23 protein-coding genes are annotated in these 21,185 nt (G+C 70.1%); 7 read left to right on the top strand and 16 right to left on the bottom strand.

Annotated elements, in window-relative coordinates; all coding sequences use genetic code 11:
* Window positions 1–29: 29 nt before the first annotated feature.
* From hypE to QSK17_RS20245, 6 genes are all read right to left on the bottom strand, one after another.
* Complete coding sequence (gene hypE, locus QSK17_RS20270; protein WP_285706503.1) at window positions 30–1,286, bottom strand: hydrogenase expression/formation protein HypE; 1,257 nt, start codon at window positions 1,284–1,286, stop codon at window positions 30–32.
* A complete protein-coding gene (gene hypD, locus QSK17_RS20265) occupies window positions 1,283–2,410 on the bottom strand; it encodes a hydrogenase formation protein HypD (protein ID WP_285706502.1) in 1,128 nt (375 codons plus the stop codon). The genes hypE and hypD overlap by 4 nt, the downstream gene beginning before the upstream one ends.
* Before the next feature lie 6 nt (window positions 2,411–2,416).
* Window positions 2,417–2,635, bottom strand: a complete 219-nt coding sequence (locus QSK17_RS20260; protein ID WP_285706501.1) for a HypC/HybG/HupF family hydrogenase formation chaperone — start codon at window positions 2,633–2,635, stop codon at window positions 2,417–2,419.
* A gap of 7 nt (window positions 2,636–2,642) precedes the next feature.
* Entirely contained in the window at window positions 2,643–3,035 is a 393-nt protein-coding gene (locus QSK17_RS20255; RefSeq protein WP_285706500.1) for a hydrogenase maturation nickel metallochaperone HypA/HybF, read from the bottom strand.
* A 110-nt stretch (window positions 3,036–3,145) separates the two neighbouring features.
* Complete coding sequence (locus tag QSK17_RS20250; protein ID WP_285706499.1) at window positions 3,146–3,835, bottom strand: D-sedoheptulose-7-phosphate isomerase; 690 nt, start codon at window positions 3,833–3,835, stop codon at window positions 3,146–3,148.
* Window positions 3,822–4,775 carry an SIS domain-containing protein gene (locus QSK17_RS20245; protein WP_285706498.1) on the bottom strand — a complete coding sequence of 318 codons (954 nt, stop codon included), beginning with the start codon at window positions 4,773–4,775 and terminating at the stop codon, window positions 3,822–3,824. The genes QSK17_RS20250 and QSK17_RS20245 overlap by 14 nt, the downstream gene beginning before the upstream one ends.
* Window positions 4,776–4,944: 169 nt before the next feature.
* Here QSK17_RS20245 and QSK17_RS20240 point away from each other — a divergent pair, with 169 nt between their 5' ends.
* Complete coding sequence (locus QSK17_RS20240) at window positions 4,945–7,434, top strand: carbamoyltransferase HypF (RefSeq protein ID WP_285706497.1); 2,490 nt, start codon at window positions 4,945–4,947, stop codon at window positions 7,432–7,434.
* 30 nt (window positions 7,435–7,464) lie between these two features.
* Here QSK17_RS20240 and QSK17_RS20235 read toward each other — a convergent pair whose 3' ends face one another.
* Entirely contained in the window at window positions 7,465–7,995 is a 531-nt protein-coding gene (locus QSK17_RS20235) for a hypothetical protein (protein ID WP_285706496.1), read from the bottom strand.
* Between the two features lie 160 nt (window positions 7,996–8,155).
* Between QSK17_RS20235 and QSK17_RS20230 the strand changes: the two genes are divergently transcribed.
* Together QSK17_RS20230 and QSK17_RS20225 are read left to right on the top strand one after the other, a co-directional pair.
* Window positions 8,156–9,388 carry a sensor histidine kinase gene (locus QSK17_RS20230; RefSeq protein ID WP_285706495.1) on the top strand — a complete coding sequence of 411 codons (1,233 nt, stop codon included), beginning with the start codon at window positions 8,156–8,158 and terminating at the stop codon, window positions 9,386–9,388.
* The gene (locus QSK17_RS20225) at window positions 9,385–10,002 is read left to right on the top strand and encodes a response regulator (RefSeq protein WP_285706494.1); all 618 of its coding nucleotides are present in this window, start codon (window positions 9,385–9,387) and stop codon (window positions 10,000–10,002) included. Before QSK17_RS20230 ends, QSK17_RS20225 begins: the two co-directional genes overlap by 4 nt.
* A 102-nt stretch (window positions 10,003–10,104) precedes the next feature.
* Here the strand turns inward: QSK17_RS20225 and QSK17_RS20220 are convergent, their stop codons facing one another.
* Together QSK17_RS20220 and QSK17_RS20215 are read right to left on the bottom strand one after the other, a co-directional pair.
* Window positions 10,105–11,019: a GlxA family transcriptional regulator gene (locus QSK17_RS20220; RefSeq protein WP_285706493.1), complete on the bottom strand. Its 915-nt coding sequence runs from the start codon at window positions 11,017–11,019 to the stop codon at window positions 10,105–10,107.
* Window positions 11,016–11,813 carry a cysteine hydrolase family protein gene (locus QSK17_RS20215; RefSeq protein ID WP_285706492.1) on the bottom strand — a complete coding sequence of 266 codons (798 nt, stop codon included), beginning with the start codon at window positions 11,811–11,813 and terminating at the stop codon, window positions 11,016–11,018. Before QSK17_RS20215 ends, QSK17_RS20220 begins: the two co-directional genes overlap by 4 nt.
* Before the next feature lie 98 nt (window positions 11,814–11,911).
* On the opposite strand from QSK17_RS20215, the gene QSK17_RS20210 reads away from it, so the two are divergent.
* Entirely contained in the window at window positions 11,912–13,222 is a 1,311-nt protein-coding gene (locus QSK17_RS20210; protein WP_285706490.1) for a hypothetical protein, read from the top strand.
* A gap of 202 nt (window positions 13,223–13,424) precedes the next feature.
* Here QSK17_RS20210 and QSK17_RS20205 read toward each other — a convergent pair whose 3' ends face one another.
* Entirely contained in the window at window positions 13,425–14,426 is a 1,002-nt protein-coding gene (locus QSK17_RS20205) for an ArsR/SmtB family transcription factor (RefSeq protein WP_285706489.1), read from the bottom strand.
* 67 nt (window positions 14,427–14,493) lie between these two features.
* On the opposite strand from QSK17_RS20205, the gene QSK17_RS20200 reads away from it, so the two are divergent.
* Window positions 14,494–15,405, top strand: coding sequence for an aldo/keto reductase (locus QSK17_RS20200; RefSeq protein ID WP_285706487.1), 912 nt, complete (start codon window positions 14,494–14,496; stop codon window positions 15,403–15,405).
* 490 nt (window positions 15,406–15,895) lie between these two features.
* Here QSK17_RS20200 and QSK17_RS20195 read toward each other — a convergent pair whose 3' ends face one another.
* Window positions 15,896–16,390 carry a cupin domain-containing protein gene (locus QSK17_RS20195; RefSeq protein ID WP_285706485.1) on the bottom strand — a complete coding sequence of 165 codons (495 nt, stop codon included), beginning with the start codon at window positions 16,388–16,390 and terminating at the stop codon, window positions 15,896–15,898.
* A 282-nt stretch (window positions 16,391–16,672) separates the two neighbouring features.
* Complete coding sequence (locus tag QSK17_RS36225; protein WP_352231821.1) at window positions 16,673–17,203, bottom strand: DUF5990 family protein; 531 nt, start codon at window positions 17,201–17,203, stop codon at window positions 16,673–16,675.
* A gap of 147 nt (window positions 17,204–17,350) precedes the next feature.
* Between QSK17_RS36225 and QSK17_RS20190 the strand changes: the two genes are divergently transcribed.
* Window positions 17,351–18,268: a hypothetical protein gene (locus QSK17_RS20190; protein WP_285706484.1), complete on the top strand. Its 918-nt coding sequence runs from the start codon at window positions 17,351–17,353 to the stop codon at window positions 18,266–18,268.
* 128 nt (window positions 18,269–18,396) lie between these two features.
* Here the strand turns inward: QSK17_RS20190 and QSK17_RS20185 are convergent, their stop codons facing one another.
* From QSK17_RS20185 to QSK17_RS20170, 4 genes are all read right to left on the bottom strand, one after another.
* Window positions 18,397–18,798 (bottom strand): DUF3224 domain-containing protein, encoded by a 402-nt coding sequence (locus QSK17_RS20185; RefSeq protein WP_285706483.1) that lies wholly within the window; start codon window positions 18,796–18,798, stop codon window positions 18,397–18,399.
* 172 nt (window positions 18,799–18,970) lie between these two features.
* Window positions 18,971–19,351: a DUF4180 domain-containing protein gene (locus QSK17_RS20180; protein WP_285706482.1), complete on the bottom strand. Its 381-nt coding sequence runs from the start codon at window positions 19,349–19,351 to the stop codon at window positions 18,971–18,973.
* Entirely contained in the window at window positions 19,344–19,517 is a 174-nt protein-coding gene (locus QSK17_RS20175; RefSeq protein ID WP_285706481.1) for a hypothetical protein, read from the bottom strand. Before QSK17_RS20175 ends, QSK17_RS20180 begins: the two co-directional genes overlap by 8 nt.
* On the bottom strand, window positions 19,514–19,939 hold the full coding sequence (locus QSK17_RS20170) for a helix-turn-helix domain-containing protein (RefSeq protein WP_285706479.1): 426 nt from the start codon (window positions 19,937–19,939) through the stop codon (window positions 19,514–19,516). Before QSK17_RS20170 ends, QSK17_RS20175 begins: the two co-directional genes overlap by 4 nt.
* A 494-nt stretch (window positions 19,940–20,433) precedes the next feature.
* On the opposite strand from QSK17_RS20170, the gene QSK17_RS20165 reads away from it, so the two are divergent.
* The gene (locus tag QSK17_RS20165) at window positions 20,434–21,042 is read left to right on the top strand and encodes an ATP-binding protein (RefSeq protein ID WP_285706478.1); all 609 of its coding nucleotides are present in this window, start codon (window positions 20,434–20,436) and stop codon (window positions 21,040–21,042) included.
* The last annotated feature ends 143 nt before the right edge of the window (window positions 21,043–21,185 follow it).

Genomic DNA, 21,185 nt, shown 5'->3' with positions numbered 1-21,185 from the left:
TGAACAGTGATCTCGTGGTGGGCTCGGGGTCAGCAGATGCGCGGGAGCGGGTCTCCGACGAGGAGGTCGACGATGCGGGTGCCGCCGAAGCAGGTCTTCAGCAGGACGAGGCCGGGCGGGTCGTCGCCGGCCCTTCCGATGATCGCGGCGTCGGAGCCGAGCGGGTGGGCGCGCAGGGCGTTCAGGGCCGCGTCGGCGTGGTCGGCGGCGACGACGGCGACCATGCGGCCTTCGCACGCGACGTAGAGCGGGTCGATGCCCAGGAGCTCGCACGCTCCGCGTACGGCGGGGTGGACGGGGATCGCGTTCTCGTCCAGGACGATGGAGACCTGTGAGGCGGTGGCGATCTCGTTGAGTACGGTGGCCACTCCCCCGCGCGTGGCGTCGCGCAGGCAGCGGACAGCGCCGTGAGCAGCGCCGTGAGCAGGGCCGTCATCGGCACGGTCGCAGGCGGACAGCAGTCGGGCGGTGAGGTCGTGGAGGGGGGCGGTGTCGGAGGTGAGGTGGGCTTCGAGGTCGAGTTCGCCGCGGGCGAGCATGATGGTCATGCCGTGCTCGCCGATGGGGCCGGAGACGATGACGGCGTCTCCGGGGGTGACGGCGGTGGCGCTGAGCGCGGTGTTCCGGTTGAGAGTGCCGACTCCGGCGGTGGTGATGTAGCAGCCGTCTGCCTTGCCGTTCTCGACGACCTTGGTGTCGCCGGTGACGATCCAGACGCCGGCGGCCTGGGCGGCGGCGGCCATGGATGCGGTGATGCGGCGCAGGTCCGCGATGGGGAAGCCTTCTTCGAGGATGAATCCGGCGGACAGGTAGCGAGGGGTGGCGCCGCACATGGCGAGGTCGTTGACGGTGCCGTTGACGGCGAGGTCGCCGATGTCGCCGCCGGGGAAGAACAGTGGCTTGACGACGAAGGAGTCGGTGGTGAGGGCGAGGTCGCCGATGACGGCTCCGTCGCCGAGGGGTTCCAGGAGGGGGTTGCGGAACGATTCCAGGAACACGGCTTCGATGAGGGTGTGGGTGGCCTTGCCTCCGGCGCCGTGCGCGAGGGTGACGAGGTCCTCTCTGATGCGGGCCTTGCCGCGGCGGGCGCGTTCGATCCGTTCCAGTACCTGGTCCTCGCGGGACGGGCGGTGCAGGTGGCCGGCCTCGCGTACGGCGGCCTCCTGTACGGTGGCCTCCTGTGCCGCGGCCTCGCGTACGGCGGTCTCGGCCCAGAGGGCGGTGGCCTCTCCCCCGGGTTGCTCGCCGGGTTCCGGGGTGGTCGTCCTGGTGTGTTCGGTGGTCACCGGCGGGTCGCCTCCTTGACGCGTTCCCGGGAGAAGCGGCCGAAGTTGTAGTAGGCGGCGCAGGCGCCCTCGGAGGAGACCATGCAGGTGCCGATGGGGGTCTCCGGGGTGCAGGCGGTGCCGAAGACCTTGCACTCCCACGGCTTGAGCACGCCTTTGAGGACCTCGCCGCATTGGCAGGCCTTCGGGTCGGCCACGCGTACGCCGGGGATCTGGAAGATCCGTTCGGCGTCGTAGGCAGCGTATTTCTCGGTCATCTTGAGCGCCGAGTGGGAGATGGATCCGAGGCCGCGCCATTCGAAGTAGGGGCGCAACTCCATGACGCGGCTGATGACGTTGAGGGCCTTGGCGTTGCCGTTCCAGGGGACGACGCGGGCGTACTGGTTCTCGACCTGGCTGCGGCCCTCGGCGAGCTGGGTGAGGATCTGGTAGACGGCGCGCAGCACGTCGAGGGGTTCGAACCCGGTGACGACCAGCGGCTTGCCGTAGGTGTGGGCGATGAACTCGTACGGCCGGCAGCCGATGACGGCGGAGACGTGGCCGGGGCCGATGAAGCCGTCCAGGTGCAGGTCGGGTGAGTCGAGGATGGCCTTGATCGCCGGGATGATCGTGACGTGGTTGCAGAAGACCGAGAAGTTGTGGATCCCTTCGGTCTCGGCGCGTAGGACGGTCATGGCGGTCGAGGGTGCGGTGGTCTCGAAGCCGATGGCCATGAAGACGACGCGTTTGCGGGGGTTCTGGCGGGCGATCTTGAGGGCGTCGAGGGGCGAGTAGACCATGCGGATGTCGGCGCCGCGTGCCTTGGCGTCGAGGAAGGAGCCACGTCCTCCGGGGACGCGCATCATGTCGCCGAAGGAGGTCATGATGACGTCGGGCTGCTCGGCGATATGGATGGCGTCGTCGAGCCGTCCCATGGGGATGACGCAGACGGGGCAGCCGGGGCCGTGGATCAGGGTGACGGCGTCGGGGAGGTAGTCCTCGAGGCCGTGTTTGTAGATGGTGTGGGTGTGGCCGCCGCAGACCTCCATGAGCTTGTAGGCGCGGCCGGGGCGGCAGAGGGCGGCCATCTGTGCGGCCAGGGCGCGGGCCTGCCCGGCGTCGCGGTACTCGTCGACGAAACGCATCGGATGTCACCCCTGTTCGATCGTGGATTCGCGGAGGGCGGCGATCTCGTCCTCGTACGGCTCGCCGATGCTCTTGAGGAAGTCGAGCGCGGCGGCGGCCTCCACTTCGTCGATCTTGGACAGGGCGAAGCCGACGTGGATGAGGACCCAGTCGCCCGGCGCGAGGTCCTCGTCTTCGAGCAGGCCGATGTTGATCGCGCGTCGTACGCCGCTGACGTCGACCATGGCGAGCTCAGGAGGGTCCGACAGGATCTCCGCTATCTCGCCGGGGATTCCCAGGCACATTGGTGGCCTCCGCCGTCTGGATGGATTCGAGGATGAGCTCGTCGCCGCCGTCGGTGACGATGTCGATGCCGCCGCAGCCCGCGCAGGTGGCGTAGGCGTCGTCGGACATGGAGACGAGCCGGCAGGTGCGGCAGGTGTGCCTGGCCGGGACGATGACGAGTTCGAGGTGCGCGCCTTCGGCGGGTGAGCCGGCGGAGACCATGGCGAACGCCTGGCTGATCGCGGGTTCGGTGATGCGCAGGAGGGCGCCGGCGCGGACGCGGGCGTGCCGTACGGTCCGGCCCGCGGCGCGTTTCTCGACGGCGTCGAGTATCGCTTCGGCGATCCCGAATTCGTGCACGATGGGTCACCCCGTTCCGGGACGAATGGATTGATTACTGTGCGTAGTCATTCCCGGGTGTGCGGGGGCGCCGTGCACTGATCGGGAAATTTCCGGTCAGGTCCTCTTGATCAGGTGGTGCTCGCGGGCAACGAGGTGCCGAGCGCGTGCTGGGTGAGTTCCCACAGCACGTGGTAGAGCGTGGTCTGCGCCTCCTGGATGCGGTGCACGGACGCTGACGGCACGATGAAGAGGTGGTCGAGCAGGCCGAGCTCGGTGAGCTTGCCGCCGCGGTCGCCGGCCAGGCCGACGGTGAGCATGCCCAGGCGGGAGGCTTCGCGGAACGCCTGGACGACGTTGGCGGAGCCGCCGCTGGTGGACAGGCCGAGGGCGATGTCGCCCGGACGGCCCAGGGCGGCGAGTTGGCGGGCGAAGACCACGTCGAAGCCGACGTCGTTGGACAGGGCGGTGACGACGGCGATGTCGCTGGTGAGCGAGAGCGCGGGCAGCGGCCGGCCGGGGCCCGCGGGGTGGAGGAAGGCGGTGGCGACCTCCTGGGCGTCGGTGCTGCTTCCCCCGTTGCCGAAGGTGAACAGCCGTCCTCCGGAGGCGAAGCGGGTGGCCATCTCCTGGGCGCAGACGATGAGCCGGTCGCCGTCGAGCTCGGCCACCTGGCGGCGTAGCCGTACGATCTCGGCGGCCTTGGCCTCGGTGGAGCGTTGGACTTCGGCGAGTACGGACTCCAGGCGGGCCTGGTCGGGATAGAGGAAGGGGTACAGCCCTCGCATCTCCTCCGACGGTGGTTCGTCAAGGACGGCCACGGTGGGCTCCCTTCATGATGACGGCGATGGCCTCTCCGGCGTGGGTGAGTACGGTGTCGCCGACCGAGGCGTCGACCAGGGCGACGCTGATCTCCTCCGTGCTGATCTCTCCCGTGCCGGTTGCGGTCTCGGCGAGGGCCAGGCCGCTGTGCAGGAGCCGGACGACCGTGGCCGGTGCGGCCTGGTCGGAGCAGGTGACGCAGGCGTCATCGGAGCACTGCGCCGAGTCGCGGGCGGGTACGTCGGCCGGGTCGCTCTCCTGGTCGCCGGCGCGTCCGTCGGTACGGGTGCCGGTGGGGAGGGTGTCAGCGCGGTTGGCGGGGGGGTGTTCCAGGAACAGGTGCGCCAGCTCCCACAGCAGGTGGTAGGTGGTGACGTGGATCTCCTTGACCACGGCCGGGTCGGCGGTGCGGGCGAGCAGGACGTGGTCGGCGACGGTCTCGACGGTCTCGACGGGTTCGGCGGTCTCGGCGGGTTCGGCGGGTTCGGTGTCGCCGAGCAGGGCGACGGTGAGCAACCCGAGGTCGTGGGCGGCGCGAAGGCCGCGCAGCACGTTCGCGCAGCGGCCGTCCCGGGAGACGCCGAGGGCGATGTCGGACGGGGTGGCCCAGCTGGCGAGCTGATGGGCGAAGCTCTCGGCGAGGCCCTCACGGGCGCCGATCGCGGTCATCGTGGGGGCATCGTTGCTCAGTGCCACGGCGGGCAGGGCTCGCTTGCCCACGATGACGGGGTGCATGAACTCGACGGCGATGTGCGCGGCGTCGGCGCCCCCGCCGCCGTTGCCGAAGACGATCAGCTTTCCGCCGCGCCGGAAGCGGTCCGCCATGTCCTGGCAGGCCCGGGCGATCCGCGCCGAGTCCCGTGCGAGCGCGTGGCCCGGGGAGTCCCGTTGGATGAAGGCGTTCCGGAGGGCGAGCTGCATCGTGGTTGCGACAGACATGTGGACGCTCCGTTGTTCCGCGTGGCCGTCAGGCTACGTTCGGTCGTTCCGGCGGAGACGGACCGTGGCGACCGGCCGGGGTAAAGGTCTGCTCACGGGCCGTGGCCTGGTCCGCTGTGCGGGCGTGGCGGCTCGGGCCGCGTGCGGCGCGGGTGGCGAGGATGGCCGTGTGAGCAGCGGGGACCGTACGGACGAGCCGGCGCGGGTCAGGATCCGGGTCGAGGGGATCGTGCAGGGAGTGGGTTTCCGGCCCTATGTGCACTCCCTGGCGCGTCGGCTGGCGCTGTCGGGGTGGGTCGGCAACGACGGCGAGGGCGTGTTCATCGAGGCGGAGGGCGCGGCGGAGGACATCGCGCGGTTCCAGCGTGATCTGCCCAGCCAGGCGCCGCCGCTCGCGGTGATCGACCGGATCTCGGCGACCGTGATCCCCGTGCTCGGCGAGCGAGGCGGGCGGGGGTTCGACATCGCGGGCAGCCGGGGCGGCGGGCGGGCGACGCTGATCTCCCCCGATGTGGCGACGTGCGCGGACTGCCTGTCTGAGCTGTTCGATCCGGCCTGCCGCCGCTATCGGCATCCGTTCGTGAACTGCACGAACTGCGGGCCCCGGTTCACGATCGTCAGGGACGTGCCGTACGACCGGCGGACCACGACGATGGCGTCCTTCCCGATGTGCGACGCGTGCGCGGCCGAGTACCGCGATCCGTACGACCGCAGGTTTCACGCCCAGCCTGTCTGCTGCCTGGACTGCGGCCCGGCTCTGCGGCTGCTGGACCGCCATGGGCGTGCGGTGGAGGGTGATCCCCTCCGGCAGGCGGTCGCGGTGCTGCGGTCGGGAGGCGTCGTGGCGGTCAAGGGGCTGGGGGGTTACCACCTCGCGGTGGATGCGACGGATGCGGCGGCCGTGCGCGTGTTGCGGTCGCGTAAGCACCGGGAGGACAAGCCGTTCGCGGTCATGGTGGCCGATCTGGCCGCCGCGAGGAGGTTGTGCGAGGTCGGCCCGGACGCCGAGCGGCTGCTCACCGGCGCCGCCCGCCCGATCGTGGTCCTGCCGCGCCGGGCGGCTGTGGTGGATCCGCATGGGATCGACCGGACCGGGGTGGGCCTGGACGGGATGGGCGCGGGTGAGGTGGACGCTGTCGCCGTCGAGGTGGCGCCGGGTGAGGACCGCCTGGGGATCATGCTCCCCTACACGCCGCTTCATCATCTGCTCGCCCGGGAGCTGGCTCGGCCGTACGTGCTGACCAGTGGGAACGTCTCCGATGAGCCCATCGCGTACCGGGACGGTGACGCGGTGGACCGGCTGGGCGGGCTGGTGGACGTCTTCCTGACGCACGATCGGGAGATCCACGCGCGCGCGGAGGATTCGGTGATCGTGCTCGCCGGTGGCCGGGAGATCCCGGTGCGCCGATCGCGGGGGTTCGCGCCGGGGCCGCTGCGGCTCCCCCTGACGGCACGGCGTGCGGTGCTCGCGTGCGGCGCGGAGGTGAAGAGCACCTTCTGCCTGGCCAAGGGCGAGCACGCATTCCTGTCGCCGCACATCGGTGACCTGGAGAACTATGAGACGTTGCGCTCGTTCACCGATGGGGTCGCACATTTTCGGCGGCTGTTCGACGTGGCGCCGCGTCTGGTGGCGTACGACGCTCACCCGGAGTACCTGTCGACGAAATACGCGCTGGGCCTGTGCGGGGTGGATCTGGTCGCGGTCCAGCATCACCACGCGCACATCGCGTCCTGCCTGGCCGACGCGGGGGAAGCGGGGCCGGTGATCGGGGTGGCTTTCGACGGCACCGGATACGGTGCCGACGGCACGTTGTGGGGCGGCGAGGTGCTGGTCGCCGACCTGGCCGGGTTCACCCGCGCCGGACACCTGGCGGCGGTGCCGATGCCGGGTGGCGCGGCGGCGGTCAGGCAGCCGTGGCGGATGGCGGCGGCTCATCTGGACGCCGCCTTCGATGGTGCGCCGCCGGAGGGGCTCGCGGTATGGGCCAGGAACGCCTCCCGATGGGACAAGGTGGTGGCGGTGGCCCGGTCGGGGGTGAACTCCCCGCTCACCTCCAGTGTCGGGCGGCTGTTCGACGCCGTGGCGGCGGTGTGCGGGATACGTGACAGCGTCACCTACGAGGGGCAGGCCGCGGTCGCGCTGGAGCGGCTGGCCGACCCGGCGGAAAAGGGCGCGTACCCGGTCCAGGTCGAGGACGCCGCTCCCCTGGTGATCAGGGGCGACGACCTCGTCCGCGGGGTCGTCCGCGACTTGCTTGACGGGGTGGATCCGGCGGTGGTCTCGGCGCGGTTCCACAACGGGCTCGTCGCCGCCACCGTCGCCGTGTGCGTGCTGGTACGCGACGGCGCCGGCCAGGGTTCCGGCCGAGGCGGCGCGGCGGATTCCCGTCCGGGTCCTGGGCCAGGGTGCGGGGTCGGCACCGTGGCGTTGTCGGGTGGTGTCTTCCAGAACGGGCTCCTGCTGGGCCGGCTCGTCAGGGCGCTGGAGGGGCGTGGTTTCCGGGTCCTGACCCATCGCCGCGTACCGCCCAACGATGGGGGCATCAGCTTCGGCCAGGCCGCGGTGGCGGCCGCCCTTGACGCGGTGAGCCCGGACACGGGGACCACGGACACAGCGAGCACGGACACAGCCGGACGATCGGGCATCAGCCGCTCGTGAGGAACGCCTTGTCCCGTCCCTCAGGAGGGATTACTGGCCGGGAGTGACCTTCTTGGGCCAGATGGTGTAGCTCACCGGCCACAGCAGGGCGAACAGCGGCACCTTGGCCGTGCCCAGCATGAACTGCGACAGCGCCTCCGTGCGCGCCGGATCGCCGATCAGCCGGATCATCGCGAGCAGCAGGGCGCAGGTGATGCCGTACGCGGCGGCGATGCGCAGCCATATGCCCCACTCGTAGCGGGCCCGGGCCATCCCGCCCGCCGGAGGCTTCCACGGGCGGGGTCCACCGGCGAAGCGGTGGGAGAACCAGGCGTCGGCCCACTTGATGGTCCGGTGGCCGAACATCACGGAGAACCCCAGGTAGGCGGCGGCGAGCCCGTGCTGCCAGGTGGCGACAGCGCCCCCGCGGATGTCGACCACCGTGGCCACGAGCAGGATGAGATCCAGCAGCGGAACGGCCAGCAGCAGCGTCGCGCCGGTCCGACGCATACGCAGCGCATAACGTGCCAGGAGTCCCAGGGCCAGGAACACCCAGAAGCCCACTTCGCATCCAATGATCACCGCGAGCACCTGCTCACCACCTCCGCGTTCCAGCCTGGGCCGTCGGGGATGTGGGCGGCGTCGTCGGCGATGATGAACGGTCCTACATCCTTCGATGTACGCCGGGGCCGTGCCCGAGGGGGACCGGTGGGGTCGAAGGTCATGGTGGGATGGGGAGATGATGACCCCCACCAGGCAGGACGTGGCGCTGGCGGCCGCCGCGTTCGCCGCGGGCCTGGTCCTGCTCGCGGGAGGGGCCTACACGCACAGGGGTGCGGTGGCGGCGCTTTTCGTGCTCCCTCTGGCCGTGACGTGCCTGGGAGTGGTGCTCCGCAGGCGGGCGCCCGTCCTGGCGCTGGTGCTGGGCGGTGTCGCGCTCATCGGGGACGTCCTGCTCGGCCCCTCGCTGGGGACCGTGCTGATCGTCACGGACAACATCTACGCCGGAGTGCTGTACGGGCCGCGGCCGCTCGGGCGGATCATGCTGTGGATCACCTCGGTCGGGGCGGTCGTGCTCGGCGCGCTCACCGGCCTGGCGATCCAGGACTGGCGGGTGCTGACCGTCGTAGGGATCCAGGCGGCCCTGGTGGGAGTCGTCCCGGTCACGACGGCGATCGTCGTACGCCAGCATCGGGATCAGGCCGTGGCCGAGCGGGCCCGGGCCGATCAGATGGCCCACCTGGCGGAGCTCGACCGGCAGGCCGCCGTGTCCGCTGAGCGCACCCGGATGGCCCGTGAGCTGCACGACATGATCGCCAACCATTTCAGCGCGATCGCCATCCAGTCGAGCGCGATGCTCGCCCGCGCCGATCTGGACGCGGCGGCCACGCGGAAGATCGTGGAGTCGATCAGGGAGAACAGCGTCCAGGGAATGGCGGAGATGCGCACGATGATCGGCTTCCTCAGGCAGGACGGCGAGGAGATCGAGGCCAGGCGGCACCGGCTGTCGGATGTGAAGGCGTTGATCGAGCGGACTGGCTTCCCGGTGGAGCTGTCCGTACGCGGGACACCGCGTGATCTGCCCGCAGCCGTGGACCTCGCGGGTTACCGCATCCTGCAGGAGTCGTTCACGAACGTGCTCAAGCACGGCACCGACCGGGGCGCCCGGGTGCTCGTCGACTACCGGCCGGACCTCGTCTCGCTCACCGTGCTGAGTGACGTCGGCGACCGTCCCTCCGGGCTGCCCGGGGCGGGTGCCGGTCTGGTCGGGATGCGGGAGCGCGCCACGCTGCTCGGCGGGCGGTTCGAGGCCGGGCCGTACGAGAGCGGCTGGCGGGTGCGGGTGGAGCTGCCGACGGATTCGGGCGAACCGTCCGGTCTGTCCTGGCCGCCTGCGCGCACGCGGACGGCGGAGCCGGGTGAAGGGACGCCGAGTAAGCCGAGTAATTCGCTCAGGGATGGGGAGTTGTCGTGATCCGGGTGCTGGTGGCCGACGATCATGCGGCGGTGCGGGCGGGGCTCGTCCTCATCCTGGAGGGCGCGTTCGACATCGAGGTGGTCGGCGAGGCCGGCGACGGGCGGTCGGCGGTGGACATGGCGGTGCGGCTGCGCCCGGACGTCGTCCTGATGGACGTGCGGATGCCCCTCCTGGACGGGATCTCGGCCACCCGCGAGCTGGCCGGCGTGGCGGACGTGCTCATCCTGACGACCTTCGACCTCGACGAGTACGTCTTCGGGGCGTTGCGGGCCGGGGCGGCGGGGTTCCTGCTGAAGAGCACCGATGCGGATTCTCTCGTCGCGGCCGTCCGGCTGGTCGCCCGCGGGGAGGGACTGATCTCGCCGTCCGTCACGCGCAAGCTGATCGCCGCGTTCTCCGGGACTCCGGCCGGTGATCCGGCGGCGCTGGAGTCGCTGACCCCTCGGGAACGCGAGGTGCTGGCCGGTCTGGGCCGGGGACTGTCCAACGCCGAGATCGCCCGGTCGCTCGGCATGGCGGAGGCGACCGCGAAGACTCACGTCAGCCGGGTCCTCGCCAAGCTCGGGCTGCAGAGCAGGGCTCAGGCCGCCGTCTACTGGTTGGGACTCTGACCCCGGGACGGGTTTTCTCGCGGCCGCCTGCCTGCCCATGACACGGCACCGGAGCACTCTCACACCTGTTCCATCTTGCCACTCGGGACTTCGCGGCCGCAGTCAGGAAGGGGCTCGGGCCCGGAGGCGGCGCAGCATCCGGGCATCCTCGAAGCCCACCTCGCGGGCTGCGGTCTCCACTGTCGTGCCGTGGCTGACCAGGTGCTCGGCGCGTTCCAGTCGGAGCGTCTGCTGGTAACGCAGCGGGGTGAGCCCGCCGGTGGCGTGGCTGAACAGCCGGGTCAGGGTGCGTTCGCTCACGCCCACGTGAGCGGCCAGGTATGCGAGCGAGAGTGGTTCGGCGAATCGGGCGTCGATGAGGTCCTGGACGCGGTGGACGGTGTCGTCCAGGTGGGAGCGGTGCCGCAGCATGGCACTGGCTTGCGGCTCGTGGCCGTTGCGCCGGGCGTAGACGACCATGTCCCGCGCCACCTGGGCGGCGAGCGCCGGCCCGTGCCGGACGGCCAGCAGGTGCAGCGCCAGGTCGATGCCGCTGGCGATGCCCGCCGAGGTCACCACCCGGTCGTCGGTGGTGAACAGCACGTCCCGGGCCACGATCGCCCGGGGATGGCGGGCCGCCAGCTCGTCCTGGAGGTGGTGGTGCGTGGTGCACCGGCGCCCGTCCAGCAGCCCCGCCTGGCCCAGCGCCTCAGCTCCTGCGCAGACGCTGGCGACGGTGCCCCCGGCGGCGTGGTGCGCGCGCAGCCGTTCCAGCGTGGCCGGACCAAGCTCCGGCCCGCCACGCAGTGTGGGCGCCCGCCAGCCCGGCACCACGACCAGATCGTCGGGGCCCAGCTCCGGCCACCGGGTGTGCGCGGCCAGCGGCAAGCCCTGGGCGCTGCACACCTGCTCCCGCTCGGCGACGTAGCTGAGCCGGTAGGGCTGCCCGAAGTCCGCCGCCGTACTGAAGACCTGGGCCGGTCCGGCCAGGTCGAGCAGGTGGACTCCGGGCAGCAGGACGAAGACGACCTGGCTCACGCCGCGGACGCTCCCTGCTCTGCCTCCAGCTCGGCCACCGTGGCGATCCGGGCGAACCGGTCGCGGAGGACCGCCTCCGTACGCTCGATGATCGTGGCGGCGCCGAGCTCACCGATCGGATTCGTCGTGGTGGCGTCGGTGACGAAGACCATCCGGTAGCCGAGGTCGCTGCCTACGCGGGTGGTGGTCTCCACGCACTGCTCCGTGCGGATCCCGCAGACCAGCAGCTCACGTACGCCCGCCTCGGTCAGCAGCTGTTGCAGGTTGGTGGTGGTGAAGGCGTTGTGAGAAGTCTTGTACAGTACCGGCTCGCCGGGCTTCGGCTGCTCCAGCGCGTCGAGCAGGCGCACGTGCCCCAGGTCCGGGTCGAACACGTCCCCGCTGCCAGGCTCCACATGCAGCACCCAGACCACCAGGTCGCCGTTGGCGCGGGCGAGGCGGACCAGCCGGTTGACCGGCTCCGCGATCTCCGGGTTGGCGATCTGCGCCCAGATCGGGCGGGCACGGAAGGACTCCTGGACATCGATCACGATCAGCGCTCGGTTCATGCCCCCTATTCTGACCAGCGCCGACGCCGGACTGGCAGGCCCGATCTGGCCCCGTACCGGAACGATCCGGTCAACGGCGTCCCGGGAGGCGTTCTGGCCGGTCAGCTTCTCGTAGAAGGGCAGCGCGGCTTCCAGGTTGTCCACCCGCTGCCGGACGGTGGCCGCCCAGAAGTCCCCCTCCGTTGCGAAGGCGGCGCCGAACTGCTGGTCGCCTGACGTGGCTGTGAGGAACGGCTGGTGAGGCATCTTCCGGCAGAAGTCGGTTATCCCCCATCATCGATGGGCGGCGGGCGCATGGCCACAGATGATTACGGACAGTAACCCCCCTGAGAGGGGGAGGGACCGTGGGACGGGTGGTCATGGCTCGCGTGGTGGCCGTGTCGCTCATGGCGGCCGGCTGCCAGGCCACCTCGGGCGGCGACGGCAGGCCGCCGGTCGCCGCCCCCACCCCGTCGGGATCCCCGTCCGTATTTGTGTCCTCGCCGCGTCCGCCGATGACGCCGCGCCAGTACACGGCCACGGGGAAATTCACCGTCGACCGGGTGGCGGTGACCAGGTCGGACAGCAGTTACGCGGCCGACGGCGTCAACCAGTCCGCGATCCTCGTCTCCAACTCGGGCAAGCTCACCATGAGCAATCCGCAGATCGACAAGAGCGGCGACTCCCCGTCGAACAGCGAGAGCGGCTTCTTCGGCGTCAACGCCGCGGTCCTGGCCCAGTCGGCCGGGGCCGTCGTCATCAAGGGCGGCTCGGTGACGACCGACGGCCAGGGCGCGAGCGGCCTCTTCGCCTACGGTGAGACCTCCTCGGTCTCGATGACCGGGGGCACGATCGAGACGTCCGGCGACAATTCGCACGGCGCGGTGGCGGCGGACAGGGCGAAAGCCACCCTCGCGAGGGTGAAGGTCACGACATCGGGCGCCCACTCCGCCGCGGTGACGGCCGCCCGAGGGGGCGGGGTCGTCACCGTGATAGGCGGCGAGCTGTCCACGTCCGGCCGCCTGTCCCCGGGCGCGTACAGCATGGGCACCGTCACGTGCACCGGGGCTCGCCTCGTTGCCACGCAGGGTGAGGGAGTCGTGGTCGACGGGGCGAGCTCGATCTCCATGAAGGACTGTCTCGTACGGGGCGCGATCGGCGCCCGGCTGTACCGGCTCGGCGGCCGGCACCAGGGGCCGGGCCTGCTGACCGTGGACGGCGGGAGGCTGGTGGCCGACAACGGCGCGACGTTCCTGGTGACCGGCACGACGGCGACGATCACCGTGAAGAGGGGCGCCCGGGTCCAGAACACCGGGCGGCTGCTCGACGCCACCCGGCTCGGGCGGGCGACCCTCGTGGTGGAGGGCACCGGTCTCACCGGCGACGTCGTCACCGACAAGACCAGCGTGGCGTCGGTCGAACTGCGCGCCCGCGCGAGGCTCACCGGGCGGATCTCCAGGGCTGCACTCGCGCTCGGCCGCTCCAGCGGATGGAACGTGACCGACGATTCCACGCTCACCGAGCTCACCGGTGCGGCGGTCAAAGGCGGGGCCGTCGAGAACATCACGGGAAACGGGAACGACGTCCACTACGACCCCCGCCTCCCCGCCAACGGCCCCCTGGCGGGCCGGACCTACTCCCTCACGAAGGGAGGGCGGCTGCTCCCCCGGCGTTGACTCCCCACCCCGCTCCTGGCCCTCGCGTCCGGCGACGGCCGCAAGGGCGTGGTTGTTCGAGGTGCCGGGGTCGGCGAAGCTCGCGAAGTTCCAGTTCGGGCGGGGCTCGCGTCCCGATCCATGTGGGCGCCACTCAGCCCCTGGTTACTACCGAAGTGGCTTAGTGGTCGGCGTTCGAAGTCCTTCGGGGGTTGACGTGAGGTCAGGTGGAGGCGGGTTGAAGGAGGGTTTCGGCTGCGGTGGTGCGGGCGTAGAGGACGGAGCGGCCGACGCGGTGAGCGCTGACCAGGCCGGCTTTGCGTAGCGCGGTGAGGTATTGGGATACCCCGGCCGGGGAGAGTCCGGTGCGGTGGGCCAACTGGGTGGTGGAGGCCGGGGTCTCCAGTTCGGCCAGAAGTAGGGCCCGCGAGCGGCCGAGTACGGCGGAGAGAGTATCGGTCCGGGGAGCGGGCCGGGCCTGCCAGAGCGAGCCGGTACCGCGCGCCGGGTAGGCGAGCTGCGGTGGACCCGGGGGCGTCGTTCGGGTGCGCAGTCCTGGTCCGGTGAAAACCGAGGGGATCAGTAGCAGTCCCGGGCCCGCCGTCGTGCGGGTCAGCGGCTGCTTTCGTCCGGTCATCCGCAGCGCGTTGTCGTCCCAGCTCACGGATGTGTGCAGGTCGTTGAGGAGGCGGCCCGCGCCGTGCTCGGCGGCCAGGCGGGCGCGGTAGAGGATGTCCGCGTCCAGAACTGCCCGGATGCGCGCCCAGTAGGGGGCGAGCGCCAACTCCCAGTAGGTTTCGATCTCTTCAATGACCTTGGCTAGGCGACCGGGCGGGTCGGCGTGCAGGGTGCGCAGTCGGGGGCCGAGGGTTCCCTGATGGCGGGCCAGGTGGTCGAGGTCCTGGCGGACCCGCTCGGCAAGGGAGGCCCGGATCGCGTCCCACTCCTCTCCCGGTGCGGGGGTCGGTCCGGCGGGGGCGGGGTTGAGGAAGTCGGGGACATAGCCGATAGACGGGATCGGGATCAGCTCGGCCAGCCAGCCCCGGTCCAGCCCGGCGGCCACCAGACGCGGCCGCACCTGCTCGACCCAGGGCCGGTGGATCGGATGCGCGATGCCCGCCCTCAGCAGTCGGAAGCTGGGCGCGACCTCCCACATCGGCGAGACCGCGAACCGCACCCGCGCCAGATCTCCCGCCGAGAACGCCAGCTCTGCCAGGACGACCACTCCCCATTCGATTCAAGCATGTCTTAATCAATGGCAGGACACCCTATCGTGCGCACATCATCGCGCCATGACCTCACAGACGACCACCGCAGCGGCGTCCGGCACCTGGACGCTCGGCGACCGCACCGTCAACCGGATCGGCTTCGGCGCGATGCGCCTGACCCAGCACGGCGAAGCCTTCGCAGCCGACGCCCTCCCACGCGACCGCGACCAGGCGATCAGCGTGCTGCGCCGCGCGCTCGACCTGGGCGTGAACCACATTGACACCGCCGCGTTCTACTTCTCGCCCCTGCGCTCGGCCAACGAACTGATCAACCGGGCACTGGCCCCCTACCCGCACGACCTGGTCATCACCACCAAGGTCGGACCGGGCCGCGACCCCTCGGGCCGGTGGCTGCCGCACGCCGCCCCCGGGCAACTGCGCGGCCAGGTCGAGGAGAACCTGCGCCAACTCGGCCGCGACCACCTCGACGTGGTGAACCTGCGCATCGTCGGCACCGACTCCATCGCCGAACGCTTCGGCGCACTCGCCGAACTGCGCACCGCCGGACTCATCCGTCACCTGGGCCTGTCCAACATCCGCCCCCACCACCTGGCCGAGGCCCAGGCCATCGCCCCGGTGGTCTGCGTCCAGAACATGTACGGCCTCGGCGCATCACCCGAGCAGCAGGAGCTCCTGGACCACTGCGGCGAGCAGCACATCGCGTTCGTGCCGTTCTACGCGATCGCCGGCACCGGACGCACCGCTGGCGCGATCACCGACCACAGCCGGGAAGTGCACGCGATCGCCCGCGCCCACGGCGTGAGCGCGGCCCAGATCCGGCTGGCCTGGACGCTGCACCAGGGCTCCCACGTCCTGGCCATCCCCGGCACCGGTGATCTCGACCACCTCGCCCAGAACGTCGCTGCCGGCTCTCTGCGCCTGTCGCAGGAAGAACTCGCCGCGCTGGACCCCTCCACCACGGGACGGCCTGAGTAAGACCCCCATGGCATCGTGATCCACTTCTGCTGATCGGCTTGTTTGCCTTGCCTGTTCCTGCCGCCCGGCTCATCGTCCTCACTGCCGCCGAGCGGCAGCGGTTGAAGAAGGCGGCCTACGGTCACAAGACTCCGCACCAGTCCAGGGTCCGGTCACGGATCGTGCTCCTGGCGGTCCGGGGCAGGTCCAACGCCCGGATCGCGGCCGAGGTGGGCGTGCACGTGGACACCGTGCGCACAGCCGTTCCAATGGAGGTTCACCACCTCCGACCTGGACGATCTGCTGGCCCGGCTCGACCGACACACATCCGCCGACCGACACCAAGAATCCTCCATCGCCCTGGCAGCCTGATCAACCCCCGAAGGACTTCGAACGCCGACCACTTAGGCTTCGGCGGGCCCGGCCACCGCCGAGGCCGAACAGGTGCTGCGGCGCTTCACCCGCGGTGGACCCAAGCACCCCACCTACCAGGCCCTTGCTCAAGCGTGATTCACGATGCGACGTACTGGTCGTGCTTGGCATACAGCTCAGTCCATTCCTCCTCGGTGAGCTGGCGGCCGGAAGCGACGATTTCGGCGAGTTCCTGGAAGTACGCCTCCCGGGGTGCACCCGGCGTGAACAGCACCAGCATGGAAGCAGGTGCATCGGAATTGTTACTGAAAGCGTGGATCCCGCCCGGCGGCACGTACAGGAAGTCGCCCGGTGTCGCGTCCAGCCATCGCTCGCCGTTGTACAGCGAGACGGTGCCCTCCAGGACGAAGAACGACTCGGAAATGGTCCTGTGAAAATGGGCGCCGGGGCCGTTTGGGATCGCGGCCATGTCCCAGCGGTAGAGACCGAATTGGCCATCCGTGCTGGCCCCAGTGGCCAGATAGCCGACCCGGGACTTGACTCCGATCGTGAGGTCGGGTGGTGCGTCGGCCGACCGGAAGGTTGCGCTGGCGATCCCGTGATCCTTCAAGTATCGCGGCGGCGGATAAGACATCGTTACGGGCTCCTAGCGGTGGATCGATCTGAGCGGCATGACCCTGGACGACGAAGTGGCTCCGTCGGGAGATCCAATTCCTGCCTGTCTAATTGAGCCAAGATCCGGCGTGCTCCGGTGCAGCCGAAGTCCAAGGGGTTGCTGTAGTCCTGGGGAAATTTTGGTCGGATTTCGCCTGCGATGATTCAGCCCCCTATGAGTGAAGGTATCGGTTCGCTTACGGTGTGGACTCCGAGGTATGCGCGTCCGCCAGGGCCTCGTGGGCGGTGGAGCGGCCGATCTTCAATGTGCGGGCGGCCTCGGTGACGCTGACGCCGTCGGCGACCAGGCTGCGCAGCGTGGGCCAGCACGGTGGGGGCGATCAAATGGGGCCGGCCGACCCTCGCACCCACCCGCCTGGCTGGCGCTCGGCCAAGCCGTGCTCGGCGAGCGTGCGGAGCCCGGTGGAGACGGCGGTCGCAGAGATCCCGGCGAGCTGGCCGATGTCCCCGGTGCGGGTCGGCTCGCCGGTGAGCTGCTCGTACAGGAGGGGTGCGACCGGAATACGGCGGACGCGGCCCGTTTCCGCCGTATCCCGGTGGCACCCCCGCGACGTCCTGCGGGGCCTGCAACGCCGCGCCGCCGCCACCGACCCCGCGCAACGCGAAAGTGAACACAGCTTTGCCCGCCGGCGTCATCGACCGCGCCCCACGACAGGTACACGAACCGGCCGTCCGGCCTGCCCTGCACAAACGGGCCCCGAAGATCCCATCCGGGCTCCCTGCGGGTCGCGGTCACCTCCAGCTCCCAGACCGCCGAGGGGGCATACGACACCCAGCTGACGTCGTGGCGTAACCACGTGGACGTCGACGTGATCGGCGAGATCGACACCGCCGAGAAGCCGATGAACCAGGCCGACGTCAACTGCCGGGTGAACTAATGTGAGGACGTCGCAGCTGCGAGACAAAGGGAGAACACAGCGTGCCGGAGCGCGACGTCACAGCACAGCCGGGCATGGTGCCCGCGGACCGTCGGACGGCGGGCACCATGTTCGCCGCCCTCTACGGCAAGCTGGTCCCGCACCCCTGGCACGATCCTGAGCACGACGCTTACCAATTGTTCTACCAGCGGTCGCTCGCCATGGGCTGGCTCGACGAGGCAGCCGTGGTGGGAGGGGACGACAGGCTCGGCGCCTCCGGCCTGTGGGGCATGAACGACGCCGGGTGGAACCACCCCCTTGCCGCTCCCGGGGCGGGGCTGATCTCGTGGTTCCAGGTGGAGGCAAGCGCGGTGGCCGGTGACCGGCCGCTTCCCGTGCAGCCGTTCCTGCGGTGCGCTATGGACGCGACGGCACGGGCCGGCACGCCGCACCTCTCCGCGATACAGATCCTCATACCGGTTCAGGGTCTCGACGCTTCCACTCGTCCGCCGTACGCGGCCGTACCGTCGATGCTGACAATCGATTGGTTCGCCGAGTGCGACCCGGGGGCGAGGACACCAGTGGAGGTCGGCGTCAACAGCGGCCGGGACCCGTCGATCCCCGCTGTCGCGGGATGGCTCACCGACCGCCTCGGTCACCTAGAGCAGGACGTTTTCGTTTACGGGTCTCACGATGTCACCGGCCGGGATGACGTCCTTCCTCCGCCGTTCGATGACGGTTTCTGGAACGGTCCGCCCCTGCACGGCGTGGTGCTGCGCGGGGCGCTCTCCGAGTGGTCGTGTGACGCGGTCGGGTGGCTGGCAGAGGTCATCGCCGACTCCGCCGCCCACCTCGGTGTCCGTTCACCACTGCTGATCACGATCACGCGAGCCCTCCCTCCGGAGGCAGGCCTGATCGAGAGCGTGCAGGGCCGGGGAACGTTCGCCACTCGGCACCGCGGCGAAGGTACCGGCGACTGAAAGGAGCGGGCGATGAGCTACACGGCCCAGCGATCTCAGTTCAACCAGCATCACTGAGCTGGGCGAACGGGCTTAGCGTACGTTTTCGTTCCCCCACACTCTGAGCCCCGACTCAGGGGCGCGGTGGCTCAGGCGAGCTCGTAGTCCAGGACGAAGGTGTGCTTGCCGTCCTCCACTTCGATCCTGCCCTCGCCGCGCAGGCCGGTGAGTTCGCCGGTGCCCGAGGTGGGGACGATCAGCCAGCGCATCCACTGGACGTCGTTCTCGCTGCCGGCGCTGTGTTGCAGGACGAAGGTGCCCTTGCGTCCGCCCAGCGTGCCCTCGACATGCTCGATCCCGGTGTACGCCGCGGGACCCGCATCGGTCGCGACGGTGAGGATCTCGGTGGTGCTGGTCCCCTCGATGTCGCCCTGGAAGGTCTTGGTGATGCGCACCCGGCTGATCGTCGCGCCCTCACGCTGGTCCGTGGCCATCTCGTCCCAGCCGGTGATGTCGAATGTGCCGGTCGCGTGCGTGGTCATCGTGGTCATCTCGCTCATGGAAGTCGGTGAAGCCTGGACACCCGAGAGCCTGCCGGTCATACCTGTCACCCTCTGTCAGGTAGGCGGAGTCACCTTTCACGAGCCGGCTGGACGCGCGGTGTCGTCGTAGGCCACCCCGGAGATGGCGAATATCCGTACGCGCTGAGCCGGCAGGCCGATGTCAGCGGCTGCCTGGGGCAGGGGTGAGCCGGTCGCGGAGGTCGTCGACGTCGGAGACGAACCAGAGATGCGTGCCTCGGTTGCTTTCTCGGACGAAGTCCCGCAGCGCGGTGCTGGTGGCGGTGTGCCGGGAGATGTCGCCGATGACGGCGATGCCGATCCGGTAGTTGACGAACTTCTGGACGATCTCGCCGGCGACGCGGGTGCGCAGCCGGAAGAAGTCGTCCTCGAAGCGGTCGGCCGGGACGGCGACCCACGAGGCGCCGTGGTGGAATGCCTCGCCGATGAGGTCGACCGCGTCGCGTTCGTCGCGCAGCGGCTCACCGTCGGCGTCGCACACGAGGACAGGTATGCCGTTGATGTGCTGGAGGATGTCAGGCATGAGGGCGTGCTTCTTTCGGTGAGCGCAGGAAGTCGAGGATGACCAGCGTCGGCATCCGCAGGCCGCGCAGGGCGTCGTCGCCGAGCACCGGCAGCTTCTCCAGGAACGCGCGGTATCGCTGCACGAGGATGCGCGCGCCATCGGCGGAGGTGTAGATGTCGTTCACTGTCGTTCCTCGGTCAAAGCCGTGATGATCTTGAGGAGTTGTGCGGTGCTGTCCAGGCCGCCCAGGATGATGATTTTCAGGCTGGCCCGTTCCTCGTCGTAGACGGTCTCGACGCGCAGGCGTTCGCCGGCGGGCGGAGGGGCCGCGGCGGCGGCTATGACCGTGTTGGTCAGGCGGATCGTCTCCTCGGGGCTGATCGCGTCGATCTGCACGATGCTGGAAACCTCGGTGTGGCGACTGGTCCGGACGGGCGAGGGAGCCGGCATGCCGGTGAACGCCTCCAGGTCCTCGCGCGTGATCCGGTATTGCTTGCCGATCCGGGTCGCCTTCAGCCGACCGTCGCGGACATACGCGCGCACAGTCTTCACGTGCAAGCCCAGCAACTCCGCCACCTGGTCCACCGAGTACGGCTGTTGCGACACGGGACTCCCCTCCGAAGCGCAGTCGCGATTCTTCCGCGATAACTTTCCCTATTACTCCCAAAACTACCATCCAACAAGGAGAGATAGATAACGATAGGGAATGCATCACAGAGCTGCGGTGGAGGTGGAACGCGACCTGGTCCAGGGCGATGCCTGGGACCGCCCGGCGCGTTTTCGGGCACCATGGGCGCCACCACGGCGCCCTTGATCACCCGCGGCCGGTCGTCCCGTCGGTGGCCCTCGACAACGGGTTCGAGTCGCCGGCGTGATGTCACGGGTGCTCTCGCTGCCATGTTCGATGGGAAGACGCCCGGCGAGGGACGCCTTCTCTCCTGGAGTGAGGAATTTCCTCCGATCTCGTCAAGGAGGTACCGCCGGGGCGGGCGCTGGCACATGATCTGTGTCATGCGTTTTCCGCGATTGCTCCCCCGGACCGATCATGAGCCGATGCCGTCGGCGCTCGCCCGCCGCGCGGTTCGCGGAACGTTCCCCGAATGCTGACATCTCCGTTTCCGGCGCACGGTGACGGGAAGGCGGCCGACCGGGTGTTCGGCTCGACCGCCACCACCCCGCGCCAGGCGCGTGCCTTCGCCCGGAGCCAGCTCGCCACGTGGGAGCTGCCGCAGCTGGCCGACACGGTCGAGCTGCTCACGTCCGAGCTGGTCACCAACGCCATCCGAGCCACGGAGGCGGTGTCCAGCCTGCCGGTGGCCTCGTCGGTGTTCCCCGTCGCCCTGCGGATGATCGCGCTGCGGCTGCTGCTGTCCTCCGACAGCCTCGTGATCGAGGTCTGGGACGTCAGCACCCAGATGCCGGCCACCGAGCGGACCGACTCCCCGGACAAGTTGCGGGAGGGCGGCCGCGGGCTGGCGCTGGTCGGAGCGCTGTCCACGATGTGGGGACACCGCACCGCTCCCGACCGCGGCAAGATCGTCTGGTGCGAGGTGGCCATTCCCGCCGCCCGCACCCCCGCCCCGCCCGTGCGCGGGCCGAGGGCGGCCCTTCCCCGGCGCCTGCGTCACCCGGGCATCGCCGACCGCGCCGACGGGCCGGACGCGCGGACGCTCCAAGGCGTGCTCGACGGCCTGCGCGGGCTCGACTGATCCCGGCCGCCGACCAGTGGCGGACGACGCCCACTGGGAGGCATGACGGCACATCACGGAGGCGTCACGGCCGGGAATGTCAAGGTGTCCACCAAACCCGTGCAGGGACCTGGCCACGATCCGCGGCCCGAGTGTTAGCCGCG

It is taken from the genome of Microtetraspora sp. NBRC 16547 (assembly GCF_030268965.1).
Lineage (GTDB): Bacteria > Actinomycetota > Actinomycetes > Streptosporangiales > Streptosporangiaceae > Microtetraspora.
The sequence above is the reverse complement of the archived record's forward strand: the minus strand, read 5'-3'. Positions and strand labels throughout refer to the sequence as shown.

Excerpts from the sequence above, each read along its gene's own strand:
- hypD (WP_285706502.1), bottom strand. The coding sequence starts at position 2,410 with ATGCGTTTCGTCGACGAGTACCGCGACGCCGGGCAGGCCCGCGCCCTG.
- QSK17_RS20260 (WP_285706501.1), bottom strand. The coding sequence starts at position 2,635 with ATGGTCGACGTCAGCGGCGTACGACGCGCGATCAACATCGGCCTGCTC.
- QSK17_RS20230 (WP_285706495.1), top strand. The coding sequence starts at position 8,156 with ATGACCCCCACCAGGCAGGACGTGGCGCTGGCGGCCGCCGCGTTCGCC.
- QSK17_RS20185 (WP_285706483.1), bottom strand. The coding sequence starts at position 18,798 with ATGACCACGATGACCACGCACGCGACCGGCACATTCGACATCACCGGC.
- QSK17_RS20195 (WP_285706485.1), bottom strand. The coding sequence starts at position 16,390 with ATGTCTTATCCGCCGCCGCGATACTTGAAGGATCACGGGATCGCCAGC.
- QSK17_RS20215 (WP_285706492.1), bottom strand. The coding sequence starts at position 11,813 with ATGCCTCACCAGCCGTTCCTCACAGCCACGTCAGGCGACCAGCAGTTC.
- QSK17_RS20180 (WP_285706482.1), bottom strand. The coding sequence starts at position 19,351 with ATGCCTGACATCCTCCAGCACATCAACGGCATACCTGTCCTCGTGTGC.
- QSK17_RS20200 (WP_285706487.1), top strand. The coding sequence starts at position 14,494 with ATGACCTCACAGACGACCACCGCAGCGGCGTCCGGCACCTGGACGCTC.
- QSK17_RS20245 (WP_285706498.1), bottom strand. The coding sequence starts at position 4,775 with ATGTCTGTCGCAACCACGATGCAGCTCGCCCTCCGGAACGCCTTCATC.
- QSK17_RS20165 (WP_285706478.1), top strand. The coding sequence starts at position 20,434 with ATGCTGACATCTCCGTTTCCGGCGCACGGTGACGGGAAGGCGGCCGAC.